The sequence below is a fragment of the Acinetobacter genomosp. 15BJ genome, assembly GCF_000400715.1.
Taxonomy (GTDB): Bacteria; Pseudomonadota; Gammaproteobacteria; order Pseudomonadales; family Moraxellaceae; genus Acinetobacter.
This window is the reverse complement of sequence record NZ_KE007346.1, coordinates 58,064-72,601: the sequence shown is the minus strand read 5'-3', so window position 1 is coordinate 72,601 and position 14,538 is coordinate 58,064. Positions and strand designations below refer to the sequence as shown.

16 protein-coding genes and 1 tRNA gene are annotated in these 14,538 nt (G+C 43.0%); 10 read left to right on the top strand and 7 right to left on the bottom strand.

Translation table 11 applies throughout. The features are described from left to right. The first annotated feature begins 86 nt into the window (after window positions 1-86). Together F896_RS0119610 and F896_RS21430 are read left to right on the top strand one after the other, a co-directional pair. Window positions 87-500 carry a phage baseplate assembly protein V gene (locus F896_RS0119610; RefSeq protein ID WP_016162595.1) on the top strand — a complete coding sequence of 138 codons (414 nt, stop codon included), beginning with the start codon at window positions 87-89 and terminating at the stop codon, window positions 498-500. A gap of 8 nt (window positions 501-508) precedes the next feature. Beyond that, complete coding sequence (locus F896_RS21430; protein WP_347007239.1) at window positions 509-610, top strand: hypothetical protein; 102 nt, start codon at window positions 509-511, stop codon at window positions 608-610. Window positions 611-640: 30 nt separating this feature from the next. On the opposite strand, the gene F896_RS20730 is transcribed toward F896_RS21430, so the two are convergent. Beyond that, window positions 641-787 (bottom strand): hypothetical protein, encoded by a 147-nt coding sequence (locus F896_RS20730; protein ID WP_155765775.1) that lies wholly within the window; start codon window positions 785-787, stop codon window positions 641-643. Window positions 788-973: 186 nt separating this feature from the next. Then, window positions 974-1,060, bottom strand: a tRNA-Leu gene (locus F896_RS16270). 180 nt (window positions 1,061-1,240) lie between these two features. On the opposite strand from F896_RS16270, the gene queA reads away from it, so the two are divergent. The 7 genes from queA (at window position 1,241) to secF (ending at window position 8,939) form a co-directional block, all read left to right on the top strand. Continuing rightward, entirely contained in the window at window positions 1,241-2,278 is a 1,038-nt protein-coding gene (gene queA / locus F896_RS16275; protein WP_016162594.1) for a tRNA preQ1(34) S-adenosylmethionine ribosyltransferase-isomerase QueA, read from the top strand. Window positions 2,279-2,456: 178 nt separating this feature from the next. Next, window positions 2,457-3,485, top strand: a complete 1,029-nt coding sequence (locus F896_RS16280) for a hypothetical protein (RefSeq protein WP_016162593.1) — start codon at window positions 2,457-2,459, stop codon at window positions 3,483-3,485. Between the two features lie 31 nt (window positions 3,486-3,516). Then, window positions 3,517-4,086, top strand: coding sequence for a LemA family protein (locus tag F896_RS16285; RefSeq protein WP_005193124.1), 570 nt, complete (start codon window positions 3,517-3,519; stop codon window positions 4,084-4,086). A 352-nt stretch (window positions 4,087-4,438) separates the two neighbouring features. Then, a complete protein-coding gene (gene tgt, locus F896_RS16290; RefSeq protein WP_005296836.1) occupies window positions 4,439-5,569 on the top strand; it encodes a tRNA guanosine(34) transglycosylase Tgt in 1,131 nt (376 codons plus the stop codon). A gap of 108 nt (window positions 5,570-5,677) precedes the next feature. Next, window positions 5,678-6,007, top strand: coding sequence for a preprotein translocase subunit YajC (yajC, locus tag F896_RS16295; RefSeq protein WP_004802702.1), 330 nt, complete (start codon window positions 5,678-5,680; stop codon window positions 6,005-6,007). Between the two features lie 51 nt (window positions 6,008-6,058). After that, window positions 6,059-7,960, top strand: coding sequence for a protein translocase subunit SecD (gene secD, locus F896_RS16300; RefSeq protein WP_016162592.1), 1,902 nt, complete (start codon window positions 6,059-6,061; stop codon window positions 7,958-7,960). A 10-nt stretch (window positions 7,961-7,970) separates the two neighbouring features. Beyond that, a complete protein-coding gene (gene secF / locus F896_RS16305; RefSeq protein ID WP_016162591.1) occupies window positions 7,971-8,939 on the top strand; it encodes a protein translocase subunit SecF in 969 nt (322 codons plus the stop codon). A gap of 120 nt (window positions 8,940-9,059) precedes the next feature. Here the strand turns inward: secF and F896_RS16310 are convergent, their stop codons facing one another. Next, window positions 9,060-9,773 (bottom strand): aspartate/glutamate racemase family protein, encoded by a 714-nt coding sequence (locus F896_RS16310; protein ID WP_016162590.1) that lies wholly within the window; start codon window positions 9,771-9,773, stop codon window positions 9,060-9,062. A 192-nt stretch (window positions 9,774-9,965) separates the two neighbouring features. Here F896_RS16310 and F896_RS16315 point away from each other — a divergent pair, with 192 nt between their 5' ends. After that, a complete protein-coding gene (locus F896_RS16315) occupies window positions 9,966-11,420 on the top strand; it encodes an NCS1 family nucleobase:cation symporter-1 (RefSeq protein ID WP_016162589.1) in 1,455 nt (484 codons plus the stop codon). A gap of 34 nt (window positions 11,421-11,454) precedes the next feature. Here the strand turns inward: F896_RS16315 and F896_RS16320 are convergent, their stop codons facing one another. From F896_RS16320 to F896_RS16335, 4 genes are read right to left on the bottom strand one after another with little or no spacing between them, the layout of a single operon-like run. Continuing rightward, window positions 11,455-12,108 (bottom strand): 4'-phosphopantetheinyl transferase family protein, encoded by a 654-nt coding sequence (locus F896_RS16320; protein WP_016162588.1) that lies wholly within the window; start codon window positions 12,106-12,108, stop codon window positions 11,455-11,457. A 22-nt stretch (window positions 12,109-12,130) separates the two neighbouring features. Next, entirely contained in the window at window positions 12,131-12,565 is a 435-nt protein-coding gene (locus F896_RS16325) for a hypothetical protein (protein ID WP_016162587.1), read from the bottom strand. 18 nt (window positions 12,566-12,583) lie between these two features. Continuing rightward, window positions 12,584-13,807 (bottom strand): beta-ketoacyl-ACP synthase, encoded by a 1,224-nt coding sequence (locus tag F896_RS16330; protein ID WP_016162586.1) that lies wholly within the window; start codon window positions 13,805-13,807, stop codon window positions 12,584-12,586. Further along, a complete protein-coding gene (locus F896_RS16335) occupies window positions 13,807-14,532 on the bottom strand; it encodes a 3-ketoacyl-ACP reductase FabG2 (protein WP_016162585.1) in 726 nt (241 codons plus the stop codon). The genes F896_RS16330 and F896_RS16335 overlap by 1 nt, the downstream gene beginning before the upstream one ends. Between the last annotated feature and the right edge of the window lie 6 nt (window positions 14,533-14,538).

Sequence of the window (14,538 nt, the reverse complement as noted above, 5' to 3'; positions counted from 1 at the left end):
GAATAACCTTTAATCAGGATCGGCCAAATAGAGAGCCTAAAACAAAAAGCCCATGATTCAATAATCATGGGCTTTTCAGTTTCTATATGAGCAATTTAACAAGACAATTTCAAAACTTGGCAGGGATCGGCACCGTCATTGCTATCGATCCACCTGCAGGGAAAATGCGCTTAAAAATCGACGAAAACGAAACCGACTGGATTCCCATTCCAACCATTGCTGCAGGTTTGGTGAAGTTCTGGCGATGCCCTTCCATAGGTGAACAATTTTCTGTAATGGCCCAAGGCTGTGAGCTGACAAGTGCCGCCCCTCAAATCAGTTTATTTTCTGATGAAAACCCACCTCCTACCACTAACCCGGATGAAGTTTATTTCGAGTTTGGCCAATACAGTTTTGTCATAAAGCCTCAAGCGGTGAAGCCAATTTCAAGCTATCCAAATGTGTATTTGACTGTCCTGACAACACTTTTAAAGGAAAGGTTCACGCTGAAGAAAAAATAACTTCTGCTGTGGATGTGATTGCCGCAAACGTCAGCCTTGTGAAACACCCTCATAGTGGCGTTCGTGGTGGATCTGAAAACTCTGGTCCTGCACTTCCGTCGGGAGCATAACAAATGAAAGGAATGTCGAGATTAACTGGTTTAAACATTACTGATGACGAGGATCAAGACTTCGCCCATTTCAGCACTTCTGTTTTTTGTTTTTCTAACTTTGCTGCAACAAACATTTAAAACTCGCAAATCAGCTGGCCAAGAGCCATTCGCTTGCTGATAAACAGACAAACTCATATCTGCACCAAGCCCCTAATTCCCTAAAATAAATCCGCAAAAAATTAAATGTGGAAAATGTGTGGAAATATATATCCGAAAAACCCTAGAAACACCCAAAAAAAATGCAAACGCCAAAAACAACAAACCCCCAAGCCTTTGATATATAAGGCTTGGGGGTTTGAATAATCTGGTTAAGCTTTCGCTTGGTCCCGAGGGTCGGACTCGAACCGACACGTCATCTCTGACAGCGGATTTTGAGTCCGCCGCGTCTACCAATTTCACCACCTCGGGAAGAGTGCGATGCTTTGTGTTGCGTATAATAACCTGTTTGATTTTATTGTCAAACACTAACTCACGCTTATTGCTCACTTTTAAATCATTCAGATATTTTTCTATCAATAAGCACGCGAACTCAGCGAGAAAACACAAAAAAGACTATACTACGCCCAATTTTTGCAATGTTTTAGATGTATGCAACTCTCCGACTTTTCGTTTGATCTCCCCGATGAACTTATTGCTCGCTATCCATTAGACAGCCGTAGCGCCTCTCGCCTACTGCATATCGATGCACAAGGTCAATATCACGACCATGCCTTTACCGATATTCTCGATCTACTTGAAGACGGTGATTTGCTGGTACTGAATGACACCAAAGTCATGAAAGCACGCTTAAAAGGCAAACGTGCGACAGGCGGAGCAATCGAAGTTCTGGTTGAACGCATGTTGGATACCCACACGGCTCATTGCCATATCAAATCAAGCAACTCACCTAAAGCAGGCGCAGAACTGTATATCGGTGAAGATGCAGTACCTGTCACCGTGCAAGGTCGCCATGAAAATCTGTTTGTGGTGAAGTTTTCACAACCAATTTTGTCGGTACTGGATCAATACGGTCAACTCCCGATTCCACCTTATTTCAACCGTGAAGCCGAAGAGATTGATACTGAGCGTTATCAAACCGTGTTCCACGACCCTGAAAAAATTGCCAGTGTTGCTGCACCAACAGCTAGTCTGCATTTCGACCAAGGCTTATTAGAAAAATTAGCTGCTAAAGGCGTGCAAAAAACCTTTGTCACACTACATGTCGGTGCGGGGACTTTTATGCCTGTGCGTACCACAGACATTACCAATCACATTATGCACAGTGAATGGTGTGATGTTCCACAAGCGACCATTGACTTGATTTTGGCAACCAAAGCGCGTGGCAATAAAGTCATTGCGGTGGGAACCACGGCGACCCGTGCTTTAGAAAGTGCAGCGCAAGCCAATCAAGGCAAAATTGCAGCGTGGACAGGTGATACCCAAATCTTTATCTATCCAGGTTATCAATTCTGTATCGTGGATCGTTTGATTACCAACTTCCATTTACCTGAATCGACCTTACTGATGTTGGTTTCAGCACTTTCCAATCGTGACAATATCTTGGCTGCTTATACCCATGCAGTTGAACAACGTTATCGCTTTTTTAGTTATGGCGATGCAATGTTGGTAGATAAGCTCGACGCTTAAAAAGTGATTAATCGACTAAATTACGGTTTAGTCGATTTTCTCAATAAAATGTTTTGGTAGAAGTCATTCATTCAAAATAATAAAACTCAACTAGATTCAGATTATAGACTTCTTAGTTTCTGAAATTTAAAGCATAATTCAAACAAGACCAACCCATTATAATGAAACGATTATTTCCATGCCAATCGACACTGTACAACAAGCGCTGCATATCAGACGTAAAAAAAATGCGCAGGTTTTTCACAATATTGCTCGGCTGTGGGAAGCTGGACAAAAGTCCCATAGTGATCAAGCTTTGCTAGATGCTTTGCACCCGTGGCGTGACGATCATAGTCTACGTTTTTTTAATGTGCTACCCTACTTACTGGGTATAATTAGTGTTGGCACCTTGGTGTTTGGTTATTTTCTCCATCCACATATTCAATACATCTGGAGTTTACTAGGCGCATTTTTGACAGGTTTTCTGGCCTATTTGCTCTATGAACCACAAGAGCCATTAACACGCGTCATTCATTATTTAGAAGAACGTATGACGGTATTACGCTATGGTTTGCAGTTCCAACAATTGCCTGCTTATTTACCCATTCAAGCGCAGCCACTTTTGGTCATCAGCAAACTAAAGCAACATTTCCCCTTATTCAATCGCGGCAATGAAGCTAACGAGATTACCCAATACGCGTCGACCACGTGGGATGATGGCAACACAACCCACCAAGTACTGCTATTTCAATATCACTATGTCAGTGAAATGCCGATCCTTCAGGATCAGAGCAGCGATAAAAAAATCGTTAAAGAAATCCATAAAGATTTATGGGGCGCGTTTATTTTTCAAATGCCAGCCTTAGGTATTGCTGTAAGCAATCAACGTTCTCGTTTTTTTGAGCCTTACACCAGTTCATGGCAAAGCAGCGATATTTTGATTAACCAAGAATTGAATATTTTTGGCTTAGATCAACACCGACTCGCAAAAGAGGTGAGCCCTAGCCTGACCTTAAAGTTACATGATTTTTTTCAACATTTTACAGGTGATTTAATTTATCATCATGAAGAGCAAATCATGTGTTACGTAGGCGAACAAAATCTTTTCCAAACCGCCAGTAAACGCAGTGAAATACAAGATATTCCAGCATTACGTGGACATTTAAGAACCATGACCATGCCGCAATATCAAAAGTTTCAACAACTCATGCTGAATTTAATTAGCTAATCATTTAGCGATAACAATAAGGGGAATAGCGATGACAGGTTTACTGATCTTTTTGGGGATTTTTGTGGTACTGATCGTATGGGGCGTTTCTATCCGCAACAACATCGTACGCTATTTTAATGCCACCAAACGTGCTTGGTCAGAAGTGGCCAACTTCGAACGTCAAAAAGTAAAGACACTAGAAGCCTTGGAAGCAACGCTGGATCAATATACCCAGTTTGAAAAATCCACACTGGAAAAAGTCACTGAGTTGCGTCAGCAGATTCTCAACCTGAATGTGAATGACACGGATATTTCTCAGTTACAACAGATTGAGAAAATGAGTAAGGAACTGATTCGTAGCTTGAATGTGGTAGTAGAAAATTATCCTGAACTGAAAGCCGATGCGCTGTATAGCAAGATGATGGATGATATTCAGGAACAAAATGAAAATGTTGGTGCGGCCATCACTATTTTTAACCGCAACGTGGAACTATTTAATAACCAAATCGAAGTGTTCCCGAACAACCTGATCAACACACTAACTTTATCGAAGAAAGCCATTCGCCCGTTTAAGGATAATCTGGCGACTGAAAACTTTGACTATAAGCCGAATTTTTAGTGCTTTAGTACTGATCACTGTAGTTCATTTTTATAAGTGGAAAATCATTCGGTTTGATGCTTTAGATTTACTATCTTACCTCTTAAATCCCCCTCCCTTGCGCTGCTACAACCGCAGCTCACCTTTTAAAAAAGGAGGGAGCATTTGAATTTATCGTCAGATAATATTGCCTTTTATCCCCCTCTTTTTAAAGAGGGGTTAGGGGAGATTATTATTTTTTGGTTATGGCTACATTTAGTAGTAGAACTACACGCCATAATCGGGGAAAATAGCCGCTTTCGATCAGCGAACTGTTTTTTCGCCTCCTTGCGCTGCAATCAAAGTAGCACTTCGATCTTGCTCAGGTTATTACATGAAATTTGAAAAATTAGGCCAGTCGGGGCGCGCCCGTCGTGGTCGACTTACTTTAGAACATGGTGTGGTTGAAACCCCTGTGTTTATGCCAGTGGGTACTTATGGTACGGTTAAAGGCATGCTCCCTCGTGACATTGAAGAAATTCAGGCACAAATTATCTTAGGAAATACCTTCCACTTGTACTTACGCCCAGGCTTGGAAGTGATTAAAGAGCATGGCGGTCTGCATGAGTTTATCCGATGGGATAAACCAATTTTGACCGACTCAGGCGGTTTCCAAGTATTTAGCTTGGGCGCAATGCGTAAAATCAAAGAAGAAGGTGTGACCTTCCGCTCTCCGATTGATGGTTCAAAGGTGTTCTTGTCTCCAGAAATTTCAATGGAGATCCAACATGTACTGAACTCAGATATCGTGATGATCTTTGATGAATGTACGCCTTACCCTGCCACCCATGAAGAAGCGCAAAAATCATTGCAGCTTTCTTTACGCTGGGCTAAACGTTGTAAAACCCACCACCATGATGAGCTTAAGAATAAAAATGCGTTATTCGGCATTATTCAAGGTGGCATGTATGAAGACCTTCGTGATGAGTCACTCACTGGCTTATTAGAAGTTGGTTTTGATGGTTATGCAATTGGCGGCTTATCGGTCGGTGAACCGAAAGAAGAAATGATCAAGGTACTTGATTATCTACCCAACAAAATGCCACAGGACAAACCACGTTATTTAATGGGCGTGGGCAAACCAGAAGACATCGTGGAAGCGGTTCGTCGTGGTGTCGATATGTTTGACTGCGTGATGCCAACCCGTAATGCACGTAATGGTCATTATTTTGTCACCGATGGTCTGGTAAGAATTCGTAATAGTCGCTACCGTCACGATCAAGGGCCTTTAGACCCACATTGTGATTGCTACACTTGTAAAAACTTCAGTCGTGCCTATTTATATCATTTAGAAAAGTGTGGAGAAATGCTGGCATCAATGCTTGGCACAATCCACAACTTGCGTTACTACCAACGCTTGACGCAAGGTATGCGTGATGCACTGGATAACGGCACATTTGATGAGTACGTTCAGGACTTTTACGCACGTCGTGGATTAGAAGTTCCACCATGTCCAGAAGACTAAGCGGAACGATTTGCATCAAGATTTGCGCCTGATCGCAAGACAAGGTACATTGCAAAACGAATTGGAATTTATTGTTAATTTTTTGCCTTTTAATTTTAGGAAATCGAAATGAGTTTTTTCATCTCTACTGCTCACGCGGCTCCAGCTGCGACACAAGGTCCAAGCCTCATGGCAAACTTATTGATGATCGCGGTATTCATCGCAATCTTCTATTTCTTGATCTGGAGACCTCAGGCAAAACGTGCTAAAGAACACCGTTCTTTAATCGAAAGCTTGGGTGTAGGCAGTGAAATCGTGTTTGCTGGTGGTTTAATGGGGAGAATTACCAAGCTTGAAGGTGACTTTGCAGTAGTTGAACTCACTCGCGGTGTTGAGGTAAAAATCCAACGTGCGAGTGTCATTTCAGTATTACCTGAAGGCACATTAAATAACCTTTAATCATAAAATAGTCGTGCCTCAGCACGACTTTTTCATTTAAGAAGAAAGCGAATGCGTTACCCTGCATGGAAATATTTACTGATCCTTGTGGTACTTGTGATCAGTACGTTATATGCACTTCCAAGTCTGTATCCAGATGAACCTGCTGTCCAAATTTCTGGGGCAAAAGCAGGCACCAAAATTGATCAGACGATCGTGCAAAAAGCTGAGCAGATTTTAAAAACTGCCAACATAAGCAGTCACGACAATAGCTTTACCAACAACGCGGCCTTATTACGCTTAAACTCTTCTGAAGAACAGTTAAAAGCCAAAGAAGTATTACGCCGTGATTTAGGTGATGACTATGTAGTTGCCCTCAACCTTGCGCCGACCACACCAGAATGGTTGCAAAAGATCGGGGCAAAACCGATGAAACTCGGTTTGGACTTACGTGGCGGTGTACACTTCTTGCTCGAAGTCGACATGGATAAAGCAATTAGTCAGCGTATGGAAACATCTGCGACTGATTTGCGTCGTCAATTCCGTGATAACAAAATCAAATTTAACAACCTTGCTTTAAATAACAATACCATTACCGTTCAGTTTGCCAGCAATGCAGACCGTGATGCAGCGGCCGATTTTTTACGTCGTAATGGCAATGAATTTACTCAGCAGGCGGTTGCAACCTCATCTGGTGCAACCTTAAGACTGAATTATACCGACACTCGTCGTCAGGAAATTCAATCTTATGCAGTCAACCAAAACTTAACCACTTTACGTAACCGTATTAACGAACTCGGTGTGGCTGAAGCACTGGTACAAACGCAAGGTAGCAACCGTATTGTGGTTGAATTACCGGGTGTACAAGATACCGCTGAAGCAAAACGTGTCTTGGGTCGTACCGCGAACTTAGAGTTCCGTTTGGTTGCGGACAGTAATGATCAATATATTGACCCATATACGGGTAAATATAATGGTCAACCCCTTCCTCCGGGGACTGAAGTGTTTGCTTATCAGTCTTTAGATAGTGGTCGTCAATTACTGTTACAACGTAACCGTATTCTGACAGGTGAACGTGTTCAAAATGCAAGTTCTGGCTTTAGCCAAGATTCTGGTGGTGCAGAAGTAAACATCACCCTAGACTCTTCGGGCGGTAAGCTCATGGCTGATGCAACACGTGGTGCTGTAGGTAAACGTATGGCGGTCTTGTTTATCGAAAATAAACAAAAGATCTCTTATGTTGCTGATCCAAACACAGGTGTTCAAACAGAAGTTCGTACCCCATATACCGAATCTGTAGTGATCAACGCTGCGACGATCCAAGCGGTATTGGGCTCACAATTCCGTATTACTGGTCTAGATTCACCACAAGAAGCGGCTGAGCTTGCCTTGATGCTTCGTGCGGGTGCTTTGGCTGCACCAATGTACTTCGTTGAAGAACGTGTCGTGGGTCCAAGCCTAGGTCAAGAAAACATTGATAAGGGTGTATTATCTACCCAAATCGGCTTCTTGTTGGTTGCGATCTGGATGGTCGTGTTCTTCCGTTTGTTCGGTTTAATTGCGAACTTTGCCTTGGTCTTCAACCTTGCCATGATCTTAACCGTGATGTCTTGGATTGGGGCTTCCCTTACCCTGCCAGGTATTGCGGGTATCGTGATTACCATTGGTATGGCGGTCGATGCCAACGTACTGATCTGTGAACGAATACGAGAGGAAATGCTCTGGGGCGCCTCGCCAAAACAGGCGATTGTCGCAGGTTATGATCGAGCCTATAACACCATTCTTGACTCGAACTTAACCACGTTCATTGTTGCGTTTATTTTATTCGCGATTGGTACAGGTCCGATCAAAGGCTTCGCTGTAACCTTGATGATTGGTATTATTTGTTCGATGTTTACTGCAATTACAGTAACCCGTGCAATCGTACAGCTCATTTATGGCAAACGCCGTAATTTGAACAAGTTGAGTATTTAAGGAGATTGACATGACTGATCTGACTCAACAAGACTCAAAGCAATACGGTCGCCCAGATGATCTAAAAATCATCCCATTCATGAAGATTGCCACACCTGCGGCCATCTTCTCGATCCTGATTACCATTGCCAGTATCTTCTTTATCGTAACTAAAGGTCTAAATCTTGGTTTGGACTTTACTGGTGGTATCTCGGCTGAATTAAACTACAAGCAAGGTGTTCAACCTGCTCAAGTGGTTCAAGCACTCGATCGTGCAGGATTTAAAGATGCTGTGGTACAAACTTTAGGCAGTAGTACTGACCTCATCGTACGTATGCCAGTACAAGAAGACCTGAATGTTGAAGACCTGAGCAATAGCATCACTAAAGCGGTTCAATTACCAAATAACACAGTAGAAGTTCACAAAGTGGACTCAGTTGGTGGTGCGGTTGGTAATGAGCTCTATGTACGCTCTGCGGGCGCCGTTGCACTGGCATTGATCTTAATGTTGATCTACGTCACCATTCGCTTTGAGTTTAAAATGGCTGTCGGTGCTGTAATGTCATTATTCCATGACATTATCATCATTTTTGGTGCCTTTGCACTGTTCCAATGGCCATTCGACTTAACCGTACTTGCGGCTGTGCTTGCTGTGATTGGTTTCTCGCTCAACGATAACATCGTTGTATCGGACCGTATCCGTGAAAACTTCCGTAAGATTCGCGGTGCAAGCCCTCGTGAAATCGTAGACATCGCCTTGACAGAAACCTTACGTCGTACCATTCACACCTCGATGACCCTATTACTCGTGGTCCTTGCCATGATGTTCTTAGGCGGTGATGGCTTACACTGGTTCTCTATGGCAATGTTTGTCGGTATCTTTGTTGGTACCTACTCATCGATCTATATCGGTACAGCATACGCTTTATGGCGTGGTCTGAATCGTCAGGACTTTATTGTTCAAGTTAAACCTGAATTTGAAGAAGATCAGATTCCTTAAATCTGTTCTTCTTGAAACTAAAAATGCCAGCGAAATGCTGGCATTTTTGTATGGACGTCAAAGCGAATCCGAACTTAAACAGACTACATAATCTATATTTTCACAAGCTGTTGCACTGAATTATCCTTTTATTAAGGGGTAATCATAATCTCCCCACTTACTGGTTTGAATACCTAAACCATGTAAACTTTCAATCAGTTTTACTGCAGCCCGAACCCCATCAATAATCGGAATTCCCAACTCTAGACTAACCTGATCTGCCATCTCGGCCATACCACCACAGCCCAATACAATTGCACCAATCCCATCATGCATTTTAGCTTGCTGACAACTCGCTAATAATTTTTCATACGCCGCTTGCTTATCATTTTCCAATGCCAATACAGGTAGATCAATGCATCGAATCTGTGCACATTTTCGTTCAAATCCATATTGATGTAATAAATGTTCAGCAATAATTTTGGTTCGGGCTAAAGTAGTCACAATCGAAAATTTTGTCGCAACCAAACTGGCCATGTGAAATGCAGCTTCGGCAATACCAATCACAGGCGCCTGAGCCAACTCTCTTGCTGCATGCAAGGCTGGATCACCAAAACAGGCAATAATATGACCATCTACCTGCTGTGCTTTCCCTTGTTGAATTAACTCCAGCACTCCAATGGCAGACATTGCCTCATCATAATGCCCTTCAATCGATGCCACCCCTTTCTCAGGAGACAGGGCGATAATTTCGGTATCTGCCGCGGCCACCTGACGTGCAGCCTCAGCAATCGATGTGGTCATTTCGACACAGGTATTTGGATTAATGATTTGAATTCGGGTCGCGTTTCTCATTTCTGCACATTTTTAATTCAAAAAATAAGATTGATCATATTTAAATCCAACTGGTCTGAACAGTTAAAACTTAAAATTAATTTTTAACATCAATATAATCATAAAATTAAGACTTAAATAAAAATTAACAAAAGAAGTTGGCTTAATTTATGCATCACTGGTCTGAACAGTTGTTTATCTTGAAGACCCGTCATGAGCGATAACCAGAACTATAGTCCTAAACTCTCAAATGAAGATCTCACCCCTGCTCAACAAAATTGGACTTGGTACAACATCTTTTCCTTTTGGATGTCCGATGTACATAGTATGGGCGGCTATGTGGTCGCAGCGAGCTTATTTTCACTCGGTCTTGCCAGCTGGCAAGTTCTGCTTGCCTTACTCATTGGTATCGTGATTGTTCAAGTTGCGGCGAACTTGGTCGCAAAACCCAGTCAAATTTCAGGGGTTCCCTATGCCGTCATCTCTCGCCAAGCCTTCGGGATTTATGGGGCCTATATTCCAGCCTTAATTCGTGGCCTGATTGCGGTTTCATGGTATGGCATTCAAACCTGGCTGGCATCCAATGCCCTGATGATGATTCTACTTAAGTTCTATCCTGCCTTACACCCGCTTACACTGACAGAGTTTGCAGGTCTAAGTACGATTGGCTGGATCTGTTTTGGTTTTATCTGGGCGATACAAGCATTGGTTTTCTGGAAAGGCATGGACACCATCAAGGTATTTATTGATTGGGCAGGTCCAATGGTCTATGTGGTGATGTTAGCACTGGCATTATGGCTGGTGTGGAAATCAGGTTGGCATAATATTTCCTTTAACCTCAGTGATAAACAGCTCAGCGTCAATCAGCAGATCATGCAAACCATTGTCGCCATTGCATTGGTGGTGTCTTATTTCTCAGGCCCATTACTCAACTTTGGGGATTTCTCCCGTTATGGCAAAAATATGCAACAGGTCAAAAAAGGGAACTTTTGGGGACTGCCGTTTAACTTTATTTTCTTTGCCGTCATTGTGGTGATGATTGTTTCAGGTACCTTTAGTGTTTTTGGAAAAATGGTGCATGATCCACTCGAAACGGTTGCTATGATCGATAATGGATTCGTGGTGGTGCTCGGCTTATTGACGGTATTAACCGCGACCATTGGCATTAATATTGTGGCGAATTTCGTTTCGGCAGGTTTTGACTTCTCTAATCTCGCCCCGCGCTTTCTTAATTTTCGCAGAGCAGGCATGATTGCAGCGATCGGTTCCATCTTTATCACGCCATGGAATTTATTTAACTCCCCAGAACTGATTCACTATACCCTTGATACTTTAGCGGCTTTTATCGGCCCACTGTTTGGTATTCTACTTGCTGACTTTTATCTGATTAACAAACAAAAAGTGTTGGTCGATGACTTATTTAGCGATCAACCCACAGCAGCATATTACTATCAAAAAGGGATCAATAAAAAAGCTGTAATGAGCTTAGTGGCAGCAGTCAGTATCGGCCTGCTGTTCGTTCTTATTCCGAGTTTTCAGTTTTTGGCGCCCTTCAACTGGTTTATTGGGGTCATGCTTGGCAGTAGTTTTTACTATAGCCTGTCTCGGGAAAGTGTCGTTATAAAAGTAAAAAGTGTTGGTGATCAACAAAGCTTGAATCTTCATTAAAACCATCAATAATTCCATTGATGGTGGTTGTTCTCTAATGCTGAATGATCTGAATTCGTGGAAACTGAAATCCACGACAAGATGGCTCTGCCCGCCATGCGACGGTCAGTACAATCTTCTGATTGAGAATAAAATGTTGATAGGCAAAGTGACCAATGAGGGGATGGGAACACATACCACCATGATTGGATGGATGTACCTGCGTATTCAAACTATTCAGGTCTAAACGAATACCAAGACCTGATGCTTTCAATACCGCCTCTTTGGTGGTCCAGACCCGCAGCCAATATTCTGGTTCCTGATCTTGCTGCAGCCAAGCTTGGTATTCTTCAGCATGAAAAGCATGTTGTGCCAACGCATCAAAACGAACTTTACGATCCAGTTCTTCGGCATCAATCCCAATATCTTTGACCCGTTCACTCATCGCCAAGGCATAATATTGCTGACTATGGGTATGGTTAAAATGCAATGCATGCGAACTTAAAAAGGGCTTACCATGTTCATGTTTGGAAAAACTGAGCGCCGTAACATCACTTTGCAATCGTTCCGCCAACAGATGATTACGATAGTCCCTGATCTGCTGTTTTTTATAATGGTTAAAGTTGCTTAAATCAGCAAAATCGGTTTTAGGCTTTTCAAGCAGTTGTGCCAATGCCTGAACATGGATTTCAATTTCACGTAGCGTCATTGGCTCAACCTGATCAAATCACTTAAAACTTAACAATATCGCCTTTCAATGCAACACTCGCCACTGCCATACCTTTATAGCATTGATAAGTGGTCGAATTTTGTGATTCATTCTTTTTAAAATAACTCACGATATTGGTCACTGCATTGGCACCACGTGCTTTTGCTGCTTTATCTAACTGGATTAATGCCGAACGAAGCACCCAATCACATGACTTTTCAGCAGACTTCCCAAAACCATTGGTTTTTTGATTGGTGACGATATCTTGTTCTAATACTTTTCCACCTGATTTGGTGCCTTTAAGATAAAACTTTACCGTTCCATCAAGCGTTCCATCGGCAACTGCACGATCTACCGCCGCTTTAAAATCCAGATTATGCACGGTATCAGCAGCTTGAACAGATACAGTAAAACCAGCCGTTAATACAGTTGCTAAGAATAATTGTTTGATTGACATTATTATGCCCCTTGCTTGTTATGTTGTTCGTTTAAAAATCAGTGAGGTATTAATCCCACCAAAAGCGAAGTTATTGCTCATCATGATATTGATCTCACTCGCTCTCACTTGCTGGGTAATATAATCTAAATCACCACATTGTGGGTCGATTTCATCCAGATTCAACGTTGGAATCAATTGTCCTCGCTGCATCATTTCAATGCCTAACCAAGCTTCAATTGCTCCACACGCCCCCAAGGTATGCCCAAAATAACTCTTTAATGAGCTGATGGGTTTACGCCCCAAAATCCTTGCCGTAGCTTGGCTTTCAGCAATATCACCTTGATCGGTTGAAGTGCCATGCGCATTGATATAGTCAATCTGACTGGCATCCAGTTGGGCATCTTTCAATGCCATTTGCATGCATTGCCCCATCCGCTCACTATCAGGCTTGGTCACATGCTGCCCATCGGTATTGCTTGCATAACCAATGATCTCGGCGTAAATGGTAGCGCCACGCTTCTTGGCATGTTCATATTCTTCAAGAATCAAACAACCAGCACCCTCGCCAATCACCAAGCCATCTCGTCGTGTATCAAATGGTCGTGGTGATTTTTCAGGATGATCATTCATCCCACTGGTCGCCAATAGAACATCAAAAACGGCGGCACCTGCGGCACTCAGCTCTTCCGCCCCACCCGCAAGCATCAAGGTTTGTTTACCGTATTTAATCGCTTCATAAGCCTGACCAATCGCCATTGAACCTGAGGTACATGCACTTGAGGTTGGCAAGGTGAGCCCTTTCAAGCCGAAATAGACCGTCATGTTCACAGCACTGGTATGTGACATCATGCGTATATAGGTGGTGGCATTGATCTTACTCATATCTTGATCAATCAGCATATTGCCAAACTCGCGCACCGCATCCACACTGCCTGCAGATGAACCAAAGGCCACGCCAGCCTCACCGCTGCTCAATATCTCATGAGCGATTAAGCCTGCATCTTGCAAGGCATTTTCAGCACTGATGACCGACATTAACGCGACACGCCCCATGCCTCGTGTCACCTTACGGTTAAAATGCTTGGCGACCTGAAAACCAGTGACTGGACCTGCGAGTTTGGTTCTTAAATCTGGATATTGCTCCCACTCGGACATATAGCAAATGCCACTCTTACCCGTATGGAATTGTGCAAAGATTTCATCAGCACTTTCGCCTAACGAGGTAATCCCTGCCATGCCTGTGACCACAACACGCTTCATCAGATCAGTCCTCCATTGACCGAAATCACCTGACGGGTAATATAAGAGGCTTCATCTGAACAGAGAAATTTCACCACACCCGCCACTTCATCCACCTGCCCCATGCGCTGCATTGGAATCATTTTTAATGCATGTTCTTTGACTTCATCGGTGACCATTTCCGTTTCAATCAGACCGGGTGCCACACAGTTCACCGTGATTTTGCGCTTGGCCAATTCCAAAGCCAATGCCTTGGTTGCACCAATCAAGCCTGCTTTGGCTGCACTGTAATTCACCTGTCCACGATTGCCCATAATACCCGAGACCGAAGAAAGCGTCACGATTCGCCCACCTTTGCGTAAGTGAATCATCGGCATGATCAAGGGTTTAAGCACATTATAGAAACCGTCTAAAGAGGTCGAAATAACCTCATCCCAGTCCTGATCAGTCAATGCAGGGAAAGCACCGTCATGTGTAAGACCTGCATTCAGTACGACACCATAAAAAGCACCATGTTGTTCAACATCTTGTTCTAATAAGCTTTTGACATGCTCACGTTCATTCACATCAAATAATAAATAATGACTGTTTCGACCAAGTTTTTGAATCTGCTCAACCACTTGAGCTGCTTCAGCCTCACGTGAGCGAGCATGAATGGTCACATCAAAACCCGCCTGAGCCAATTGCAATGCGATTGCTTTACCAATGCCACGGCTTGAACCCGTGACCAATATTCTTCTACTCATTGTTGT

Bases quoted from the DNA above. Each gene is read 5' to 3' on its own strand.
- tgt (WP_005296836.1), top strand. From the start codon at position 4,439: ATGAAATTTGAAAAATTAGGCCAGTCGGGGCGCGCCCGTCGTGGTCGA.
- F896_RS16330 (WP_016162586.1), bottom strand. From the start codon at position 13,807: ATGAAGCGTGTTGTGGTCACAGGCATGGCAGGGATTACCTCGTTAGGC.
- F896_RS16310 (WP_016162590.1), bottom strand. From the start codon at position 9,773: ATGAGAAACGCGACCCGAATTCAAATCATTAATCCAAATACCTGTGTC.
- F896_RS0119610 (WP_016162595.1), top strand. From the start codon at position 87: ATGAGCAATTTAACAAGACAATTTCAAAACTTGGCAGGGATCGGCACC.
- F896_RS16315 (WP_016162589.1), top strand. From the start codon at position 9,966: ATGAGCGATAACCAGAACTATAGTCCTAAACTCTCAAATGAAGATCTC.
- secD (WP_016162592.1), top strand. From the start codon at position 6,059: ATGCGTTACCCTGCATGGAAATATTTACTGATCCTTGTGGTACTTGTG.
- F896_RS16320 (WP_016162588.1), bottom strand. From the start codon at position 12,108: ATGACGCTACGTGAAATTGAAATCCATGTTCAGGCATTGGCACAACTG.
- F896_RS16285 (WP_005193124.1), top strand. From the start codon at position 3,517: ATGACAGGTTTACTGATCTTTTTGGGGATTTTTGTGGTACTGATCGTA.
- queA (WP_016162594.1), top strand. From the start codon at position 1,241: ATGCAACTCTCCGACTTTTCGTTTGATCTCCCCGATGAACTTATTGCT.
- yajC (WP_004802702.1), top strand. From the start codon at position 5,678: ATGAGTTTTTTCATCTCTACTGCTCACGCGGCTCCAGCTGCGACACAA.
- secF (WP_016162591.1), top strand. From the start codon at position 7,971: ATGACTGATCTGACTCAACAAGACTCAAAGCAATACGGTCGCCCAGAT.
- F896_RS16325 (WP_016162587.1), bottom strand. From the start codon at position 12,565: ATGTCAATCAAACAATTATTCTTAGCAACTGTATTAACGGCTGGTTTT.
- F896_RS16335 (WP_016162585.1), bottom strand. From the start codon at position 14,532: ATGAGTAGAAGAATATTGGTCACGGGTTCAAGCCGTGGCATTGGTAAA.
- F896_RS16280 (WP_016162593.1), top strand. From the start codon at position 2,457: ATGCCAATCGACACTGTACAACAAGCGCTGCATATCAGACGTAAAAAA.
- F896_RS20730 (WP_155765775.1), bottom strand. From the start codon at position 787: ATGAGTTTGTCTGTTTATCAGCAAGCGAATGGCTCTTGGCCAGCTGAT.